A 17,973-nucleotide genomic window follows, 5' to 3' on the forward strand; every position below is an offset into this window, starting at 1 on the left:
ACTCGCCATGTCTATCGCCAGATGAAGCAAAAAGAACAGAGTAAAGGCAGATAATCAGGTAACGTATTACCGGTTTATTTTTATCTGATGTGAGGGTTGTTTGTTATGTCACTAGCACTGCCGGTTCTGGATTTTGGCCCCCTGACAGAGACTGTCCAGTTTCTGATGGAAGTTGATAAGCTAAAAGATATACAGCGCCGCACCAAAGTGATTGCCAGCTTACGGCAGGAAAACTCCGCTGAGCACAGTTGGCATTTTGCGGTGGCGGCGATGAGTCTGGCCCCCTATGCAAGCCCGGATGTTGATATCAACCGTGTAATTCAAATGGCACTGCTGCACGATATTGTTGAAATAGATGCCGGTGATGTCATCGTTTATGATTTGGCCGCCAGAGCCGCCATTCATGAACAAGAAGTGGCTGCGGCTAAACGGTTATTCGGTATGCTTCCCCCCGCTTTAAACGCGCAATTTACCGCACTGTGGGACGAGTATGAAGCAGAAGAAACCGCTGATGCGTGCTTTGCGACCATGCTGGACCGCATTTTGCCAATGCTGATTAACCTGCATACCGAGGGGCAAAGCTGGATAGAAAATGGTATTCGTCTGCAACAAGTGCTGGATCGCAACCAACGGGTCGCTGAGCGCTATCCTCAGATCTGGCAATATTTACTGCCCCAGTTACAGGCCGCGCAGCAAAAGGGCTGGTTGAAATAATCATGTTGAAGTCCATGCGGTTAGGCCAGCTATCTCAATCGACTGGCAAACCGCATCTGTTTTATTTTCCGCCAGCCAGGTCCAATACACTGCCCGTGACATAAGAGGCACAGTCTGATAGCAACCAAACAATCGCCTCAGCAACTTCATGTGGGTGACCACCACGCTTCATGGGTAACAAACTTTGGATCCGATCAACCCGCCCCGGTTCACCACCACTGGCATGGATATCGGTATAGATAACACCTGGCCGTACCCCGTTAACCCTAATCCCCTCAGCCGCCACCTCCAGCGATAATCCGATGGTCAGCGTATCAATAGCCCCTTTGGAGGCCGCATAATCTAAATACTCCCCCGGCGCACCAAGGCGGGCCGCGGCAGAAGAAACATTAACAATTGCCCCACCATGACCACCATGGCGCAGAGCCATGCGTTTAACAGCTTCGCGGCTGCACAAGAAATACCCGGTCACATTGGTCGCTAGCACTCGGTTAATACGTTCGGCGGTCAAGCCTTCAATACTGGTTTGTGGGAACAGAATTCCGGCATTATTCACTAATGCACTGATTGGCCCCAGTTGCGCTTCAACTTGTTCAAACAGCGCCACAACCTGTGATTCATCAGCAATATCCGCCTGTAACGCAATCGCCAACCCTCCCGCAGCCGCTATCTCCGCCACTACCTGCCGCGCGGCTTGCTGGTCATTGATATAATTGACCGCCACCCGATAGCCATGTTTTGCCAACAGCAATGCGGTCGCACGACCAATTCCCCGGCTGCCGCCCGTCACTAATGCAACTTTCTTATTCATATCCCTGCTCCCTGTGCTGCGATGAAGAGTTCCCAAACTAGCATGCCAATACTGGCGAGATAATCAACATAGCAAAAGGGCCGCATACGCGACCCTCAGATTCATACACAACTTATCTCTATTTTAAATTACTCATAATCAGCAATTGGAACACATGAGCAGAACAGATTACGGTCGCCATACACATCATCCAAACGTTTTACCGCAGGCCAATATTTGTTTTCCATCACACCTGCAACCGGGAACACAGCCAGCTCACGGCTGTAAGGGTGCTGCCAGTCCCCCACCAGTTCCGCCTGAGTATGAGGCGCATTCACCAGCGGGTTATCTTCCAGCGGCCATTCGCCTTGGGCCACTTTGTCAATCTCGCTACGAATAGCTAACATCGCATCGATAAAGCGGTCCAGCTCCACTTTGCTTTCTGATTCTGTCGGCTCCACCATCAGTGTTCCGGCAACCGGGAATGACATGGTTGGCGCATGAAAACCGAAATCAATCAGTCGTTTAGCGATATCCATTTCACTGATACCGGTCGCCTCTTTCAGCGGACGAATATCCAGAATACACTCATGTGCCACACGGCCATCGTGGCCGGTATACAACACCGGATAGGCGGCTTTCAGACGGGTAGCGATATAGTTGGCATTCAAAATGGCCACCTGACTGGCTTGCTTCAAGCCATCAGCGCCCATCATGCGGATATACATCCAACTGATAGGTAAGATCGATGCACTACCAAATGGCGCGGCTGAAACTGCACCTTGCTGAGTGGTCATGCCGTCAATTTGCACCACACTGTGGCCGGGTACAAAAGGTGCCAAATGGGCTTTGACGCCAATTGGCCCCATGCCTGGACCGCCACCGCCATGTGGGATACAGAAGGTTTTGTGCAAGTTAAGATGCGATACATCGGCACCGATATAACCCGGCGTAGTGATGCCAACCTGCGCATTCATGTTCGCGCCATCCAGATAAACTTGCCCACCAAACTGATGAACGATTTGGCAAACTTCACGGATGGTTTCTTCATACACGCCGTGGGTTGATGGGTAAGTCACCATAATGCAAGACAACTCATCACCCGCTTCTTCTGCCTTCTGGCGCAAGTCATGTAAGTCGATATTGCCTTGCTTATCACAGGCTACAACCACCACCGACATACCGGCCATTTGTGCCGAAGCTGGGTTAGTGCCGTGGGCTGAGCTTGGGATCAGGCAGATATGACGATTCGCCTGATTACGGCTTTCGTGGTAACGGCGGATAGCCAGCAAACCGGCATACTCTCCCTGCGCACCTGAGTTTGGTTGCATACACACCGCGTCATAGCCAGTCAGTTGCACCAACCATTGTGACAGTTGACCAATCATCTGCTGATAACCAGCCGCTTGCTCTGGCGGGCAGAATGGGTGTAACTCAGCGAATTCCGGCCAGGTAATCGGGATCATCTCGGCGGCAGCGTTCAACTTCATGGTACAAGAACCCAACGGGATCATCGCCTGATTCAGCGCCAAATCTTTGCGCTCTAAACGATGCATATAACGCATCATTTCGGTTTCGCTGTGGTAACGATTGAATACCGGATGGGTCAGAATCGGCTCTTGGCGCTGCATCGTAGCCTGTATCGACTGGCTGCTCTGGCTGACTTTAGCATCAAGCTGGTCAATATCCAGGCCATGGCTATCACCGACTAACAGGGCAAACAGGGTCTGAATATCGTCGCGGGAGGTGGTTTCATCCAGCGTGATACCCACAGCGCCATGAATATCAGTGCGCAGGTTAATACCAAAACTTAATGCACGAGCCAATACCGTAGCTTTGTCTTTGACTTCAACTGTCAGGGTATCGAACCAGTGCTGGAAACGAAGGTTCAGGCCTGCTTGTTGCAAACCCGCAGCCAGAATATCGGTCATACGGTGAATGCGGCCAGCGATACGCTGCAAGCCCTGCGGGCCATGATAAACCGCATACAGGCTGGCAATATTGGCCAGTAGTACCTGTGAAGTACAGATGTTGGAGTTAGCTTTCTCGCGGCGAATATGTTGCTCACGGGTCTGCATCGCCATACGCAATGCAGTATTACCGGCAGCGTCGCGTGATACCCCGATAATGCGGCCCGGCATCGAGCGTTTAAATTCGTCACGGCAGGCAAAGAATGCAGCATGTGGGCCGCCATAACCCATCGGCACACCAAAGCGCTGGGCGGAGCCAAATACCACATCGGCACCTTGTTTACCCGGCGCAGTCAACAGCACCAGCGCCATAATATCGGCAGCCACGCTGGTAATGATTTTACGTTTTTTCAGTTCAGACAGCAGCGCGCTGTAGTCATGCAGTTCACCGGTGGTGCCTACTTGTTGCAGCAACACACCAAAAACACCATCCAGCTCCAGCACTTTTTCAGCGCGGTCGACAATCACTTCAAAACCAAAAGTTTCAGCGCGAGTTCGCACCACATCCAGCGTTTGCGGATGAACATCATCAGCCACAAAGAAGCGATTAGCGTCCTTCAGCTTACTGGCTCGCTTAGCCAATGCCATCGATTCTGCTGCGGCAGTAGCCTCATCCAGCAAAGAGGCAGAAGCCAGATCCAACCCCGTCAGGTCTTGTGTCAATTGCTGGAAATTCAACAGCGCCTCAAGACGGCCCTGAGAAACTTCTGGCTGATAAGGCGTGTAGGCGGTGTACCAGCCTGGGTTCTCCAGCATATTACGCAAGATAACCGGCGGGGTCAGTACCGGGCTGTAGCCCATGCCAATGTAGGATTTATAGCACTGATTCTGGCTGGCAATCCCTTTAAGTTCCGCCAGCGCCTGGTGTTCAGTGGCAGCATCACCCACTTGTGGCGGGCTTGGCAATTGGATATCTGCCGGAACAATCTGCTGGATCAATGTACTTAACGAGTTGGCACCAATGGCGGCCAACATCTGTTGCTGTTGTTCAGCAGAGGGGCCAATGTGGCGCTGAATAAAAGCATCGTTATGTTCAAGCTGGCTGAGATTCTGAGTCATTTGCTACACATTCCTGAATAGGGCATGGGACGGGAGATATTTGAGATTAACCGCGCCTTGGAGAGGTTTTAGAAATACGCACAAAACCGAACTAAGGGGAAACACGTCGTTCGGGTCGTAGTGGCGTAAACCACCGGAGCGCCCGTAGACGTGGTCAACCCTTAGCTCATTGCACTTCACTCACCTCAGGCTTTTTCTCATTTATTCTTCAATGGTCGCCAGATACGCCTCGGCATCTAGCAAACCGGCCAGCTCACCTTCATCAGAGGCTTTGATGCTGAACAGCCAACCATCGGTATAAGGTGCGCTGTTGACCAGCTCTGGTGAGCTTTCCAGCTCTGTATTAACCGCAACAATTTCGCCGCTGATCGGTGCATAAATGTCGGAAGCCGCTTTAACTGATTCGGCAACAGCACAATCACTGCCTGCTGAAACTTCACTGCCCACTTCAGGCAAATCAACAAACACCATATCGCCCAGTAACTCTTGCGCATGCTCAGTGATACCGATGCTATAGATGCCATCACCATCGGCACGAACCCACTCATGAGATGACGCATATTTTAACTCTGCTGGTACATTGCTCATTGCTGCTCCTTAAAAGAGATAGAACCAAAAGTTTAGGCTCTTATAATTCGGAATACTTACAGCGCAACCGGTTTACCCGCCCGCACAAAACCAGGTTTTGTGACCCGCACCGGCATTTCACGATTGCGGATTTGTACCACCGCACTCTCACCAATCCCCGCAGGCACACGAGCCAGCGCAATGCTGAAACCCAATGTTGGCGAGAATGAACCACTGGTTATTACACCAACATGTGAGTGACCCAACGCATCAGAAAAATGCACGGGTAACTCATTACGTAATACGCCTTTTTCCGTCATGATCAAACCGACCAGTTGCTCAGTTCCGCTCGCACGTTGTTTTTCCAGCGCTTCACGGCCGATAAACTGACGGTCTTCCGGCAACCAGGCGACTGTCCAGCCCATATTGGCGGCTAACGGAGAAACACCTTCATCCATTTCCTGGCCGTAAAGGTTCATACCCGCTTCCAGACGCAAAGTATCACGCGCACCAAGGCCTGCTGGTTTCACCCCAGCGGCGAGCAGTTGCTGCCAAAATTCAACAACTTGCTCTTTTGGCAGTGCAATTTCATACCCTGATTCACCGGTATAGCCGGTAGTCGCGATAAAGAAATCACCCGTTTGAATACCAAAGAATGGCTTCATACCCGCAACCGCTTGCTGCTGTTCAGGGGTCAGTAAAGTAGCCACTTTCTGTTGAGCCGTTGGGCCTTGTACCGCCACTAGGGCAAGATCGTCACGCACCGTCACTTCAACTTGATAAGGTTCGGCATGCTGGATTATCCAGGCCAGATCTTTGTCACGGGTAGCGGAGTTAACCACTAAGCGGAAATAGTCTTCTTGCAGGAAATAGACAATCAAGTCATCGATAACACCGCCGGACGCATTCAGCATCCCGGTGTAAAGGGCTTTGCCCGGTTGGGTTAGTTTGGCAACATCGTTGGCTAACAGGTAACGCAGGAACTCACGGGTACGGGCACCGTGCAGATCAACGATAGTCATATGAGAGACATCGAACATACCGGCATCTTGACGCACGATATGGTGCTCGTCGATTTGGGAACCATAATGCAATGGCATCATCCAGCCATGAAAATCTACCATGCGCGCACCGCACGCTACGTGCTGATCATACAGCGGGGTCTGCTTAGCCATCTACTCTCCCTCAATATACCCTTCGCACTTAAAGCCGTAGGGGCGTTGGCTACGTTCATTCACCCGAATCACTTACTGGTGTAAGCTCATCGGGAATTCATTCGCTTGCCGCCTACCTACAACTCCAATTGCTTTGGCTATAACATGTCATGAGTGTTTTATACCGGCTTCATCCCCCCTAATAAACAGGCATGAATACCGTTACGCAAACGATACCTTTTGCCCAACGTTATCACCGAACTCATCAGGTAACCATAAGCTAAAATAGGCAATAGCACGCCCTAAGAGGACAAAAGGCAGGGGTATTGTGCAGAGTTTTCCACTGAAAAAATGCGCACAGAGGCACATTATTAACAATTAATCAGTAAAAATTGCGATGTTATATAACTAAATAACCAAAACCCTGTCAGTTTCAACTTTTCAGGCTTTGGTTATTAGTGAGAAAAACTAATGCGAAAATAGGGCTGAAATTAGATTATTTCAACTGAGAGGGTCTGGTGACTCACAAGGCTACTCATCTAGCCAATCAGGTAAATCATGTAATCCCATCGCCTGCCGCACTAACGGTGGTTTTGCTCCCGGCAAGTTATCAGCCAGCGTTAATCCGATATCACGCAGGAGCTTTTTGGCCGGATTACTGCCCGCAAACAGGGAACGGAAACCCTGCATACTGGCAAGCATCACCGCAGCACTGTGCTTGCGGCGACGTTCATAGCGCCGCAGATAGAGATGCTGACCGATATCTTTGCCTTGGCGCTGTAAACGGCGCAGCTCAGAAACCAACTCCGCGGCATCCATAAAGCCCAGATTGACGCCCTGCCCGGCCAACGGATGCACAGTATGAGCAGCATCCCCCACCAGCGCCAACCGGTGTGCCGCGAAGCTACGCGCATAGCGCCCTGTCAGCGGGAAGGTCTGCCGCTCACTCTCAAGTTGGCATTGCCCCAAACGCATATCAAACGCCATACCCAGTTCGCGGTTGAATTGCTCAGCGGGTAGTGCAGCTAACTCGGCAGCACGCTCAGGAGGAAGTGACCAGACTATCGAACTCAAGTGTGGAGAGCTAAACGGCAGGAAAGCCAGAATACCGTCACCATGAAATACCTGACGCGCTGTTGCCTGATGTGCTTCTTCCGTGCGGATGGTCGCTACCAATGCATGATGCGCGTAATCCCAAAAGGTCAGCGGGATATCCGCATGCTGGCGCAACCATGAGTTAGCGCCATCAGCTCCAACCACCAGCCGCGCACTGAGCATACGGCCATCAGTCAGCGTGATAAAAGCTTCGCTTTCACCCCATGCCACCTGTTTGAGGCTGGCCGGTGCCAACAGCGTAACTTCAGCTAATTGGCTGGCACGCTGCCATAACGCCTGCTGAATCACCCGGTTCTCAATGATATGGCCGAGATGGCTAAAGCCATATTCATCAGCATGAAACGCTATTTTGCCAAAACTGTCTTGGTCCCACACTTCCATGCCGCCATAAGGACTGGCCCGTAGCGCCAAAATGCTGCCCCACACCCCTATTTTTTGTAGTAAGCGCTCACTGGCGGCATTGATCGCCGAGACGCGTAGCGCCAACTCATCAGTCAACGGTGCGGTGAGAGGCTCCGGTGCAGGCTGATGCTCCAGAATAGCAATGCGCAAACCACTGCCCTGTAAGCCACAGGCCAGCGCCAGACCGACCATTCCGCCACCGGCGATAACCACGTCATATGATTGCATGCCAATATATTCCCATTAAATACTAACGTTCTACCCATCCCAATGTCTGCCGGGCGAAAGTATCACGTATTGCAGGCATCTGCTCCATCGCCATCAGTGCAAGGTTACGCCCAACCACCAGTGGCCCATAGCGATTGGCAAACAGACGAATTAAACCATCAGTTACACCAATAGTCGCCTGTTGGTCCCCTTGCCGCCGCTGCTGATATTGGCTGAGCACCGCATAATCACCGGGATCTCCCCCCGCCTGAGCAATGGTTTCAGCCAGCGACATCACATCGCGCAGCCCTAGATTGAAACCCTGCCCGGCAATGGGATGCAGTGTTTGCGCCGCATTACCCACTAATGCCAGACGGTGGCTAATATGGCGCGAAGCCGTCAATAATTGCAGCGGGTAGCTGTGGCGCTTACCCGCATGAAGAATTTTACCCAACCGCCAACCAAAAGCTTGCTGCAATTGCGCCACAAAGCGGGCGTCATCCCAACTATCGACCTGCTGCTTTTCGTGTTTAGCATGGCACCAGACCAGCGAGCTACGCCCTTCGGACATCGGTAATAATGCCAGCGGCCCGTTACGAGTAAAACGCTCAAAGGCTCGGCCTGCCGGTAACTCGGAGGTGGTCACATTAGCAATCACTGCGATCTGTTGATAATCCTGTTGCTGCCACTGAATATTACAAGCTCGCGCCAGTGCCGAATGAGATCCATCCGCAGCAACTAGCAGCTTTGCACTCAATTGCTGGCCGTTATCCAACGTCACACTGGCTAATGCAGCAGTACGAACCACATCAACCACTGTAGCCGGGCAGTGTAACGTCACTCCCGGCGCGTTCTGCAATAAGGTAAACAACCTTTTACCGGCGTCATGTAACTCAATAACATTGCCCAGTGCCGGAACACCATAATCGGCGGCGCATAAGTTAACAAAACCCGAATGACCGCTATCACTAACATGAACATGTTCAATGGCGGTGGCGCAATCAGCCAGATGCGCCCAGATACCAATACGTTCCAGTTGCTGGCAGGTGCCTTGTGCCAAGGCAATTGCTCTGGCATCAAACCCCGGATGCTGTTTGCTATCAGGACGTTGTGCCTCAACCAAAGCAACCGGCACCCGCCCTTTGGTGAGGGATGAAATAGCCAGCGCCAGAGTTGCTCCAGCCATACCACCACCAACAATGATTACGCTCATCAGTTATCTCGCTGCCGCCATCAGGGCTTCAATGGCATCAGGATCTTTCACCACACTGGCGGTCAGATTTTCATTGCCGTCAGCGGTAATCACAATGTCATCTTCGATACGAATACCAATACCACGGTATTTTGGTGGCACATCAGCATCTGGTGCGATATAGAGACCCGGTTCAATGGTCAACACCATACCCGGTTCCAAAATGCGGCCACGGTCACTGTTGGTGTAATCACCGACATCATGCACATCCAACCCTAACCAGTGGCTTAGACCGTGCATAAAGAAGGGGCGATGCGCTTTTTCTGCGATCAATTGCTCGATATCACCGTTCAGAATGCCCAAATCAACCAGACCCGTAATCATGATCCGCGCCACCTGCTCGGTGACGTCGCGAATGCTGGTACCAGGGCGGAACAATTCTAATGATTTATTAATCGAGGCCAGAACGATGTCATAAATCTCGCGTTGCGCTGGCGTGAATTTGCCGTTAACCGGGAAAGTGCGGGTGATATCACCGGCATAGCCACGGTATTCACAACCTGCATCAATCAGCACTAACTCACCATCCCGCAATTCACTCTCATTTTCGGTGTAATGCAGAATACAGCCATTTTCACCCCCGCCAACGATAGTGTTATATGCCGGGTAACGCGCGCCATGGCGGGTGAACTCATGCAGAATTTCCCCTTCCAACTGATACTCAAACATGCCTGGACGGCATTTTTCCATCGCGCGAGTATGGGCCAGTGCACTGATTTCACCAGCACGACGCATCACGGCAATTTCTTCTTCTGACTTAAACAGGCGCATTTCATGCAACCATGGACGCCAGTCAGTTAGCGTGGCAGGCGCACGCAGATTTTTACGAAAACCGTTGCGTAATCTTTCCAGCGCGGTGAAAACAATTTTATCTGCATAAGCATATTGCCCCTGCGCGTGATAAATCACATCAAGGCGATTGAGCAGCAAATAGAGGTGTTCGTCGATTTCATCGAAAGGTAATGCGCGGTCAACGCCCAACTTGAGGGGGGCTGCATCTTGCCCTAAACGGCGGCCAAACCAGATCTCGGCAGTTAAGTCCCGCACCCGGTTAAACAACACGCTGTGGTTATGGTTCTCATCGCTTTTTACCAGAATCAACACCGCTTCCGGCTCATTGAATCCCGTCAGGTAGCTAAAATCGCTATTCTGACGATAAGGGTATTCAGAATCTGCACTGCGTGTGGCCTCCGGTGCGGCGAAAAACAGTGCTGCACTGCCTGGGGCCATCTTCGCCAACAGCGCCTGACGGCGGTTCTGGTATTCTTGCTGAGTCATCACACCCTCCTGGAACGTCCGATTTAATCGACTTAATTCAACATATTACACCATATCATTTAATGTAGTGTTGGCTTGCGCATCTCCGGCGCTGTCGGCTTCTGTTGAGTAAATTCGATATGGCACAAAATAGCAGCCACACGCACATACTCGATAACTTCTTCTAATGATTGGGCCAGTTCTTCCTGATCTTCATCTTCGTCGTAGCCTAATTGGGCAATATTACGTAAATCATCGATGGCCTCGCCCACTTCATCTTTCACCTGCGCCAGTTTTGGTTGCAACATACCCAAACCTAACAGGAAATGGTTAACCCAGCCTGATAATGCGTCAGCACGGTCGAAAACCGAAATATCATCACCTTCAGGGATAAGTAACTGGAACATAAAACCTTCATTCTCCAGTGCCTCTTGTGTTGCTTCATGTAACTGTTGTAACGGCAACCCCAAGGACTGTGAGAAGGCAACACCTTCATTAGTCAAATCATGTACCAGCGTGCGCCAGCCATTGTCTTTACTGCCCCCACAGAGCATGCCGCTGATCAGGCCATGCATTTCTGCGGGGGTTAATGCTACCGCTTGCTGGCTCAACGCCAAGGCAAGTGATTGGTAAGTTGGTAATGTATTCTCTATAGACATGCGTATTGGTCATCGTTGGCAGGATAAGTTCGTGTTATGCTACCACCAAGAAAGGTCGCTATACCAGAAAACGCAATACTCTATATCCTATAGATTTCAAGATACAGAAAGCGGCAAAGCCTCTTGGCACTTGAAAAATAATGGATATATACCCTAAATAATTCGAGTTGCAGGAAGGCGGCAATTGAGTGAATCCTGATGAGTTAACGCCAGTTAATGATTTGGGCGAGCGAGAGCAGCCAACGCATATGCAGCTTGAAGTATGACGGGTATAAAGGGGTTGAATCTTGGTATCGAGATATATATAGTGACGCCCGCTTTGCAACTACGAGCATTTTGCCTCTGGTTTACAAGGCTGGCGCGAAAATTAGTCAGGAAGGTGGCATGTCTGCACAACCGGTAGATATTCAAATTTTTGGTCGCTCGTTAAGAGTAAATTGCCCGCCAGAACAACAAGACGCGTTGAACATGGCAGCAGAAGATCTTAACCAACGGTTGCAAGATCTCAAAGTTCGCACTAGAGTCACAAATACTGAGCAGTTAGTTTTTATCGCGGCATTGAACGTCTGTCACGAATTAGCTCAGGAAAGGTTGAAAACGCGTGACTATGCATCCAATATGGAGCAACGTATTAGGATGTTACAACAGACCATTGAACAGGCGTTGCTTGAACAAGGTCGCATCTCTGAACGTCAGGATGCACAGTTTGAATAAATCTCTGTTGAATGATAGATTCAGCAGTGAGTAAAAAATTTCTCTGAGGTGTTTGCCAGCGGGCCAGTCCCCTGAGCCGATATTTAATACCAACAGAATGTAGTGCCTCCGTAACTGGTGCGCATGCTCGGTTCGCCGAGAAGCCTTAAGGTTGCGACGCTGCGTTCACCTTGAACCATGGGTTCAAGGGTTACAGCCTGCGGCGGCATCTCGGAGATCCCCTCTTTATCGGGTAACCCACATTTTGGGTTATCACGTTCGTTTTATATTGGTCGTTTTCTTTCTATTTGTATCAATAATATATCTTTCAAATCAACAACATATTTTTGAATCAATCATATGCCTTTGACTGCGCAATATACCCTTGAACGACAAAAGATTCGTAGTGAAATTCGTGAACGTCGGCGTCTTTTGACTGCGGAGCAACAGCATCAATCAGCGCATCTGGCGGCACAGCATATCGCTGAGCATGACAAAATTCGTCAGGCTAACACCATTGCCGTATTCCTCTCCTTCGATGGCGAACTCAATACCCGCCCCATTATTGAGCAGCTATGGCAGCAGCAAAAACAGGTTTACCTGCCAGTTCTGCACCCTTTTAGCGCCGGGAATTTATTGTTTCTGCGTTATCGCCCCGATAGCACGCTTGTCCGTAATCGCCTGAGAATCCTTGAACCACAATTAGATGTGCGAGAAGTTCTGCCACTAAACCAATTGGATATGGTGATAACCCCGTTGGTGGCATTTGATAGCCACGGGCAACGTTTAGGTATGGGCGGTGGCTTTTATGACCGTACGCTGCAACACTGGCAGCAAGGTGGCCCTTATCCTATTGGCCTGGCCCATGATTGCCAATGGGTCGAGCACTTGCCCTGTGAGCTTTGGGACGTGCCATTGCCAGAAATAGTAACACCAACAAAAGTGTGGCAGTGGTGAACGATAATCCTGCAAAATAAAAAAACACCCGATATTTTATAGATAGCGGGTGTTTAGTCATTCAATACAAATATTTATTAGTAAAGCAAACGAGCACGGATAGTTCCTGGGATCGCCTTCATCGCCTGCAATGCTTTTTCTGCATTTTCCGCATCATCAGTTTCAACATCAATAACGACATAACCGATTTCAGCGCTGGTTTGCAGATACTGTGCTGCAATGTTAACGTCTTGTTCAGCAAAGATTTTGTTAATGCTGGTCAGAATACCTGGGCGGTTCTCATGGATATGCAACAGACGGCGGGTATTATCGCCGTGAGCAGGCAGAGAAACCTCAGGGAAGTTGACCGCAGACAGCGTAGAACCGTTGTCGGAATACTTCGCCAGCTTACCCGCCACTTCATCACCGATATTTTCCTGCGCTTCCTGAGTGGAGCCCCCAATATGTGGTGTTAGCAACACATTATCAAACTCGCACAAAGGTGAATTGAACGGGTCCTTATTGGTTGCTGGCTCTTCAGGGAAGACGTCGATTGCGGCTCCTGCCAAATGATTGCTGGCCAATGCATCACACAAGGCCGGGATATCGACCACAGTACCGCGTGAGGCGTTAATCAGCATCGCACCCGGCTTCATCAGAGCCAACTGCTCAGGGCCAATCATATTTTTAGTGGAGTGGTTTTCCGGCACATGCAGGCTAATCACATCACTCATATTCAGCAAATCGGACAGGTGACGTACCTGCTGGGCATTCCCTAACGACAGTTTATTTTCGATATCGTAGAAGAATACTTTCATCCCGACACTTTCTGCCAGAATCCCTAGTTGGGTGCCGATATGACCATAACCGATAATACCCAGCTTCTTGCCACGGGCTTCATAGGAACCCACCGCCAGCTTGTTCCACTCACCACGGTGAGCTTTGGCGTTAGCCGATGGAATGCCCCGGAACATCAGCAGTAACTCGCCCAGTACCATTTCGGCTACCGAACGGGTATTGGAGAAAGGTGCATTGAATACCGGCACGCCGCGTTTGGTGGCCGCGTTTAAATCAACCTGATTGGTACCGATACAGAAACAACCTACTGCGACTAATTTTTCTGCTGCCGCAAAAACTTCTTCAGACAGATGCGTACGCGATCGAATGCCGATGAAGTGAGCATCTTTGATCGATGCTTTCAGTGCTTCGGTGTCTAAGGCACCTTTATGATATTCAATATTGCTATAACCGGCTGCACGCAGATTATCAACTGTGCTCTGGTGCACCCCTTCCACTAACAGAAACTTAATTCTGTCTTTCTCCAGTGATACTTTTGCCATGTCCCCGACCCTATTTTCAGACTTCAGATGTGGCTGCCGCTATCGAATGAATCCGGTCAGCACCCTGTCAACATAACAAATATTACGCGGGCAGCAATACAAACGATTGCCTGCCGGTCAGCATAACAATCAGTGCCAATGTTAATTTATGGAATAAAAAACTGGCACGAAGAGGGTTAATGGCAGGTTAATAAAACGAAATGAAGAAATGTGATATATATCACCAAATTTAACGATTTTAAGAAAAGATATTTAAACGCAAAAAAACTTTCAGGATGAAGTGGCCAGACCTCATCCTGAGAGAGAATTAACTGATCACTTTAATTTTATGGTCTTAACGCCGTCGGCGGTGCCAATCAGTGCCACATCAGCCCCCCGATTAGCAAATAGGCCAACCGTAACGACACCGGCAATACCATTAATTTTATTTTCTAACGCAATGGCATCCAAAATACTCAAATTGTGGACATCCAAAATAACGTTGCCGTTATCAGTCAGGACGTTCTGACGATACTCCGGTAAGCCACCCAGCTTAACCAGTTCACGAGCCACATAAGAACGGGCCATTGGGATAACTTCAACTGGCAGCGGGAATTTGCCCAGTATATCAACCTGCTTGGATGCATCCGCGATGCAGATAAACTGACGAGCAATAGCAGCAATGATTTTCTCGCGGGTCAGCGCAGCACCACCGCCTTTGATCATCTGCATCTGGCCGTTAATTTCATCAGCACCGTCAACATAGATATCCAATACGTCCACTTCATTACAATCAAATACGTGGATGCCGTAACTTTTCAGTTTGGCAGTAGACGCATCAGAGCTGGAAACCGCCCCTTCTATCTGGCCCTTAATGGAGCCAAGTGCATCAATAAAATGTGCCGCAGTCGAGCCGGTGCCGACCCCAACGATGGTACCAGGTTTGACATAATCTAATGCTGCCCAGCCTACTGCTTTTTTAAGTTCATCCTGAGTCATGGTAAGTTCACGCCTTGATGTGAAAGAAAACCTGAGGTCATTATAGAGCATTCGCAGTGGTGATTGTGTGAATAAAGCCAACTCGCGTGGTAGTTAATTCTAGCCGGATCACAGTTATGTCGGTTTATTTGTGGCTGGCACCTTGGCATCCTGTCGTAACAAAATGGCAAAAATGTGGCATAGTGCTGTATCGACTTAATATTTGGAGAGATGACTCCGATGAAACGCCCAGACTACCGTACGCTACAAGCGCTGGACGCGGTGATCCGTGAACGCGGTTTTGAACGCGCTGCACAAAAACTTTGTATCACCCAATCGGCAGTATCTCAACGCATCAAGCAGTTGGAGAATCTGTTCGGTCAACCGCTGCTGGTGCGCACTGTGCCACCACGGCCTACCGAGCAAGGGCAAAAACTGCTCGCGTTACTGCATCAGGTTGAGTTACTGGAAGAAGAGTGGCTGGGCAATGATAATGGCGGAGATACGCCATTGTTATTGTCGCTGGCAGTCAACGCCGACAGTTTGGCTACCTGGTTGCTACCGGCATTGAAACCGGTGCTGGCTGATTCCCCTATCCGGCTGAATTTACAAGTCGAGGATGAAACTCGAACTCAGGAACGGTTGCGTCGCGGCGAGGTCGTGGGTGCTGTCAGTATCCAACCTCAACCGCTACCCAGTTGTCTGGTTGATCAACTCGGTGCGCTGGATTACTTGTTTGTCGCCTCCAAACCTTTCGCTGAGCGTTATTTCCCCAATGGTGTAACCCGCTCAGCATTATTGAAAGCGCCAGCGGTAGCATTTGACCATCTGGATGATATGCATCAGGCGTTTTTACAGCAGAATTTTGATTTATCACCGGGCAGTGTGCCCTGCCATATTGTTAACTCTTCCGAAGCTTTTGTGCAGTTAGCACGGCAGGGAACTACCTGTTGTATGATCCCGCATCTGCAAATCGAGAAAGAACTGGCGTCAGGCGAATTGATCAATCTGACCCCAGGATTGCTGCAACGGCGGATGCTGTTCTGGCACCGGTTTGCACCGGAAAGCAGGACCATGAGAAAGGTGACTGACGCCCTGCTGTCTTATGGGCGTCAGGTATTACGGCAGGACTAATTTATTTGGCGGTACTGGTCGCAGTTTGGAGTTCAAACACGACATCAACCTGATCATCAAAATGGATGGTCTGCTGCTCATAAGTTTGCGCTGCATCATTGGCAGGTGCCGCTTCAGCGCTTTTAAACATGCGGGCTACCGGCATTGGCTGGTAGTTAGCAACGTGATAACGGATGCTGTAGACCGGCCCCAGTTTAACTTTAAATCCATCAGCCAGTGATCCTGCCTGGCTAATGGCATTCTCAATAGCTTTTTTACGCGCCTGTTCACGATAAGTATCCGGGTTTGCCACCCCGAGTTCCACCGCGCGGATTTCGTTTAGACCAGACTTCAGCGCACCATCGAGTAACTCATTCAGCTTATCCAGTTGGCGCAATGTTACCTGAACCTGGCGCACGGCACGATATCCCTTCAATACCGCTTCACCGCTTTTCTGGTAATCGTATTCAGGTTGGGTACGAATATTGGCAGCATTGATATCTTTCTTTTCAATGCCACTTTTACGTAAGAAATCAAAATATTGTGCGACCCGCGTATCAACCTGTTTTTTTGCATCAGCAGCATCTTTGGCTGATACACTAACTTCAATAGCGATAGTCGCGATATCCGGTGTCGCATCAACACTGGCGGTCCCGGAGGTGACAACATGCGGCCCTTCTGGCAGTTCGGCTGCCTGAACGTGTAGCGCCAAAGGTAACGTCCCTAATCCCATCATTGCGGCCAAAGCCAATGTCTTCAACTTCACGGTGCCTCCTAAGATAATCATGATAAAACTATACACTAAATAATTCGAGTTGCATGAAGGCGGCAACTGAGCGAGTCCCCAGGAGCTTACACAAGTCAGTGACTGGGGTGAACGAAGGCAGCCAACGCACATGCAGCTTGAAGTATGACGGGTATAAGACAACCGTAGCATATCTTATGAATCATGGGATTCGGATTAATGATAAAAACTCACAGATTTAGTGCTTGTTGCGCTAACTGAAAAGCAATAAACCACATGACCCCTCCGACCAACAGATTAATCACCCGCTGCGACGTTGGGCGGTTAAGCCACGGCGATAACCACGCCGCCAGTAGCGCGAGGGCAAAAAACCAGGCAACAGAGGCACTCACAGCACCCAAAGCAAACCAAGGCCGGGAGTCGGGTAATAACTGGCTGCCAAGGCTACCGAGCACCACAAAGGTATCGAGATAGACATGCGGATTAAGCCAGGTTACCGCCAGCAGGGTTATGACGATTGGCCAACGCCCTTGCGTACCTGCTGCTGCGGCAGATGAGGAGCCACCCCCACGCCATGCGGCCATCAGTGCGCCCCAACCGTACCACAACAGAAAAGCCACTCCCCCCCAAGTGACCAGTGCCAGTAGCAATGGCGAACGGCTCAGTAAGGCACTGCCGCCAAAGATCCCTGCACAAATCAAGATAATGTCACTTAGCGCACAAAGTGAGGCACTCATCAAATGATGCTGACGCTTAATCCCCTGATTCATCACAAAAGCATTTTGTGGCCCGAGGGGTAAAATCATCGCAGCACTGAGGGCAAAGCCCTGTAAATAGACAGCTAACATACTGTTACCTTTAAATAATACTCAAAATGACCGAGAGAATTGGAGAGGAATTAGCAGCATATTACGGAGAGATGAGCATCAGAGGAAATTGATATTTCTTATCAAGAATAAGTAAAACTAATAATAGCTAAACAAGAGGGAAAAACGGGCCGCTAACGACCCGATTTGACATGGCTAGAGCCAAGGAATTGTAA

At 50.0% G+C, this 17,973-nt stretch carries 16 protein-coding genes and 1 other RNA gene; 5 read left to right on the top strand and 12 right to left on the bottom strand.

The annotated features are described in order from the left end of the window. Positions 1–105 precede the first annotated feature (105 nt). On the top strand, positions 106–714 hold the full coding sequence (locus tag A6J67_RS21950; protein ID WP_050297299.1) for an HD domain-containing protein: 609 nt from the start codon (positions 106–108) through the stop codon (positions 712–714). Positions 715–775: 61 nt separating this feature from the next. Here A6J67_RS21950 and A6J67_RS21955 read toward each other — a convergent pair whose 3' ends face one another. The 8 genes from A6J67_RS21955 to A6J67_RS21990 all read right to left on the bottom strand — a co-directional run bounded on the left by A6J67_RS21955 (position 776) and on the right by A6J67_RS21990 (position 11,147). After that, on the bottom strand, positions 776–1,525 hold the full coding sequence (locus tag A6J67_RS21955; protein ID WP_005193105.1) for an SDR family oxidoreductase: 750 nt from the start codon (positions 1,523–1,525) through the stop codon (positions 776–778). A gap of 128 nt (positions 1,526–1,653) precedes the next feature. Further along, a complete protein-coding gene (gene gcvP, locus A6J67_RS21960) occupies positions 1,654–4,533 on the bottom strand; it encodes an aminomethyl-transferring glycine dehydrogenase (protein ID WP_050297297.1) in 2,880 nt (959 codons plus the stop codon). 201 nt (positions 4,534–4,734) lie between these two features. Further along, positions 4,735–5,121, bottom strand: coding sequence for a glycine cleavage system protein GcvH (gcvH, locus tag A6J67_RS21965; protein WP_005193111.1), 387 nt, complete (start codon positions 5,119–5,121; stop codon positions 4,735–4,737). Between the two features lie 56 nt (positions 5,122–5,177). After that, positions 5,178–6,275: a glycine cleavage system aminomethyltransferase GcvT gene (gene gcvT / locus A6J67_RS21970; protein WP_032908007.1), complete on the bottom strand. Its 1,098-nt coding sequence runs from the start codon at positions 6,273–6,275 to the stop codon at positions 5,178–5,180. A 510-nt stretch (positions 6,276–6,785) separates the two neighbouring features. Continuing rightward, a complete protein-coding gene (gene ubiI / locus A6J67_RS21975; protein ID WP_005193120.1) occupies positions 6,786–8,000 on the bottom strand; it encodes an FAD-dependent 2-octaprenylphenol hydroxylase in 1,215 nt (404 codons plus the stop codon). 22 nt (positions 8,001–8,022) lie between these two features. Next, positions 8,023–9,192: a 2-octaprenyl-6-methoxyphenyl hydroxylase gene (ubiH, locus tag A6J67_RS21980; protein WP_050297296.1), complete on the bottom strand. Its 1,170-nt coding sequence runs from the start codon at positions 9,190–9,192 to the stop codon at positions 8,023–8,025. Positions 9,193–9,195: 3 nt separating this feature from the next. Beyond that, complete coding sequence (gene pepP, locus A6J67_RS21985; RefSeq protein WP_005193125.1) at positions 9,196–10,509, bottom strand: Xaa-Pro aminopeptidase; 1,314 nt, start codon at positions 10,507–10,509, stop codon at positions 9,196–9,198. Positions 10,510–10,568: 59 nt separating this feature from the next. Then, the gene (locus tag A6J67_RS21990; RefSeq protein WP_005193128.1) at positions 10,569–11,147 is read right to left on the bottom strand and encodes a YecA family protein; all 579 of its coding nucleotides are present in this window, start codon (positions 11,145–11,147) and stop codon (positions 10,569–10,571) included. A gap of 384 nt (positions 11,148–11,531) precedes the next feature. Here A6J67_RS21990 and zapA point away from each other — a divergent pair, with 384 nt between their 5' ends. From zapA to A6J67_RS22010, 3 genes are all read left to right on the top strand, one after another. Then, positions 11,532–11,861 (top strand): cell division protein ZapA, encoded by a 330-nt coding sequence (gene zapA / locus A6J67_RS22000; protein ID WP_004706812.1) that lies wholly within the window; start codon positions 11,532–11,534, stop codon positions 11,859–11,861. 37 nt (positions 11,862–11,898) lie between these two features. Continuing rightward, a non-coding RNA gene (gene ssrS, locus A6J67_RS22005) (6S RNA) lies at positions 11,899–12,082 on the top strand. Positions 12,083–12,200: 118 nt separating this feature from the next. Beyond that, positions 12,201–12,797: a 5-formyltetrahydrofolate cyclo-ligase gene (locus A6J67_RS22010; protein WP_050297295.1), complete on the top strand. Its 597-nt coding sequence runs from the start codon at positions 12,201–12,203 to the stop codon at positions 12,795–12,797. A gap of 77 nt (positions 12,798–12,874) precedes the next feature. Here A6J67_RS22010 and serA read toward each other — a convergent pair whose 3' ends face one another. Both serA and rpiA read right to left on the bottom strand, forming a co-directional pair. Continuing rightward, the gene (gene serA, locus A6J67_RS22015; RefSeq protein ID WP_005192792.1) at positions 12,875–14,116 is read right to left on the bottom strand and encodes a phosphoglycerate dehydrogenase; all 1,242 of its coding nucleotides are present in this window, start codon (positions 14,114–14,116) and stop codon (positions 12,875–12,877) included. 315 nt (positions 14,117–14,431) lie between these two features. Next, positions 14,432–15,094: a ribose-5-phosphate isomerase RpiA gene (rpiA, locus tag A6J67_RS22020; RefSeq protein ID WP_005192795.1), complete on the bottom strand. Its 663-nt coding sequence runs from the start codon at positions 15,092–15,094 to the stop codon at positions 14,432–14,434. Between the two features lie 219 nt (positions 15,095–15,313). Between rpiA and A6J67_RS22025 the strand changes: the two genes are divergently transcribed. Then, the gene (locus A6J67_RS22025) at positions 15,314–16,207 is read left to right on the top strand and encodes a LysR family transcriptional regulator ArgP (protein WP_005163344.1); all 894 of its coding nucleotides are present in this window, start codon (positions 15,314–15,316) and stop codon (positions 16,205–16,207) included. A 1-nt stretch (position 16,208) separates the two neighbouring features. On the opposite strand, the gene A6J67_RS22030 is transcribed toward A6J67_RS22025, so the two are convergent. Together A6J67_RS22030 and argO are read right to left on the bottom strand one after the other, a co-directional pair. Then, positions 16,209–16,952, bottom strand: a complete 744-nt coding sequence (locus A6J67_RS22030) for an oxidative stress defense protein (RefSeq protein WP_005192798.1) — start codon at positions 16,950–16,952, stop codon at positions 16,209–16,211. A gap of 209 nt (positions 16,953–17,161) precedes the next feature. Then, positions 17,162–17,779: an arginine exporter ArgO gene (gene argO, locus A6J67_RS22035; RefSeq protein WP_005192800.1), complete on the bottom strand. Its 618-nt coding sequence runs from the start codon at positions 17,777–17,779 to the stop codon at positions 17,162–17,164. Positions 17,780–17,973: the final 194 nt, after the last annotated feature.

Origin of the sequence: Yersinia sp. FDAARGOS_228, from assembly GCF_002073315.2 — a bacterium.
Lineage (GTDB): Bacteria > Pseudomonadota > Gammaproteobacteria > Enterobacterales > Enterobacteriaceae > Yersinia > Yersinia intermedia.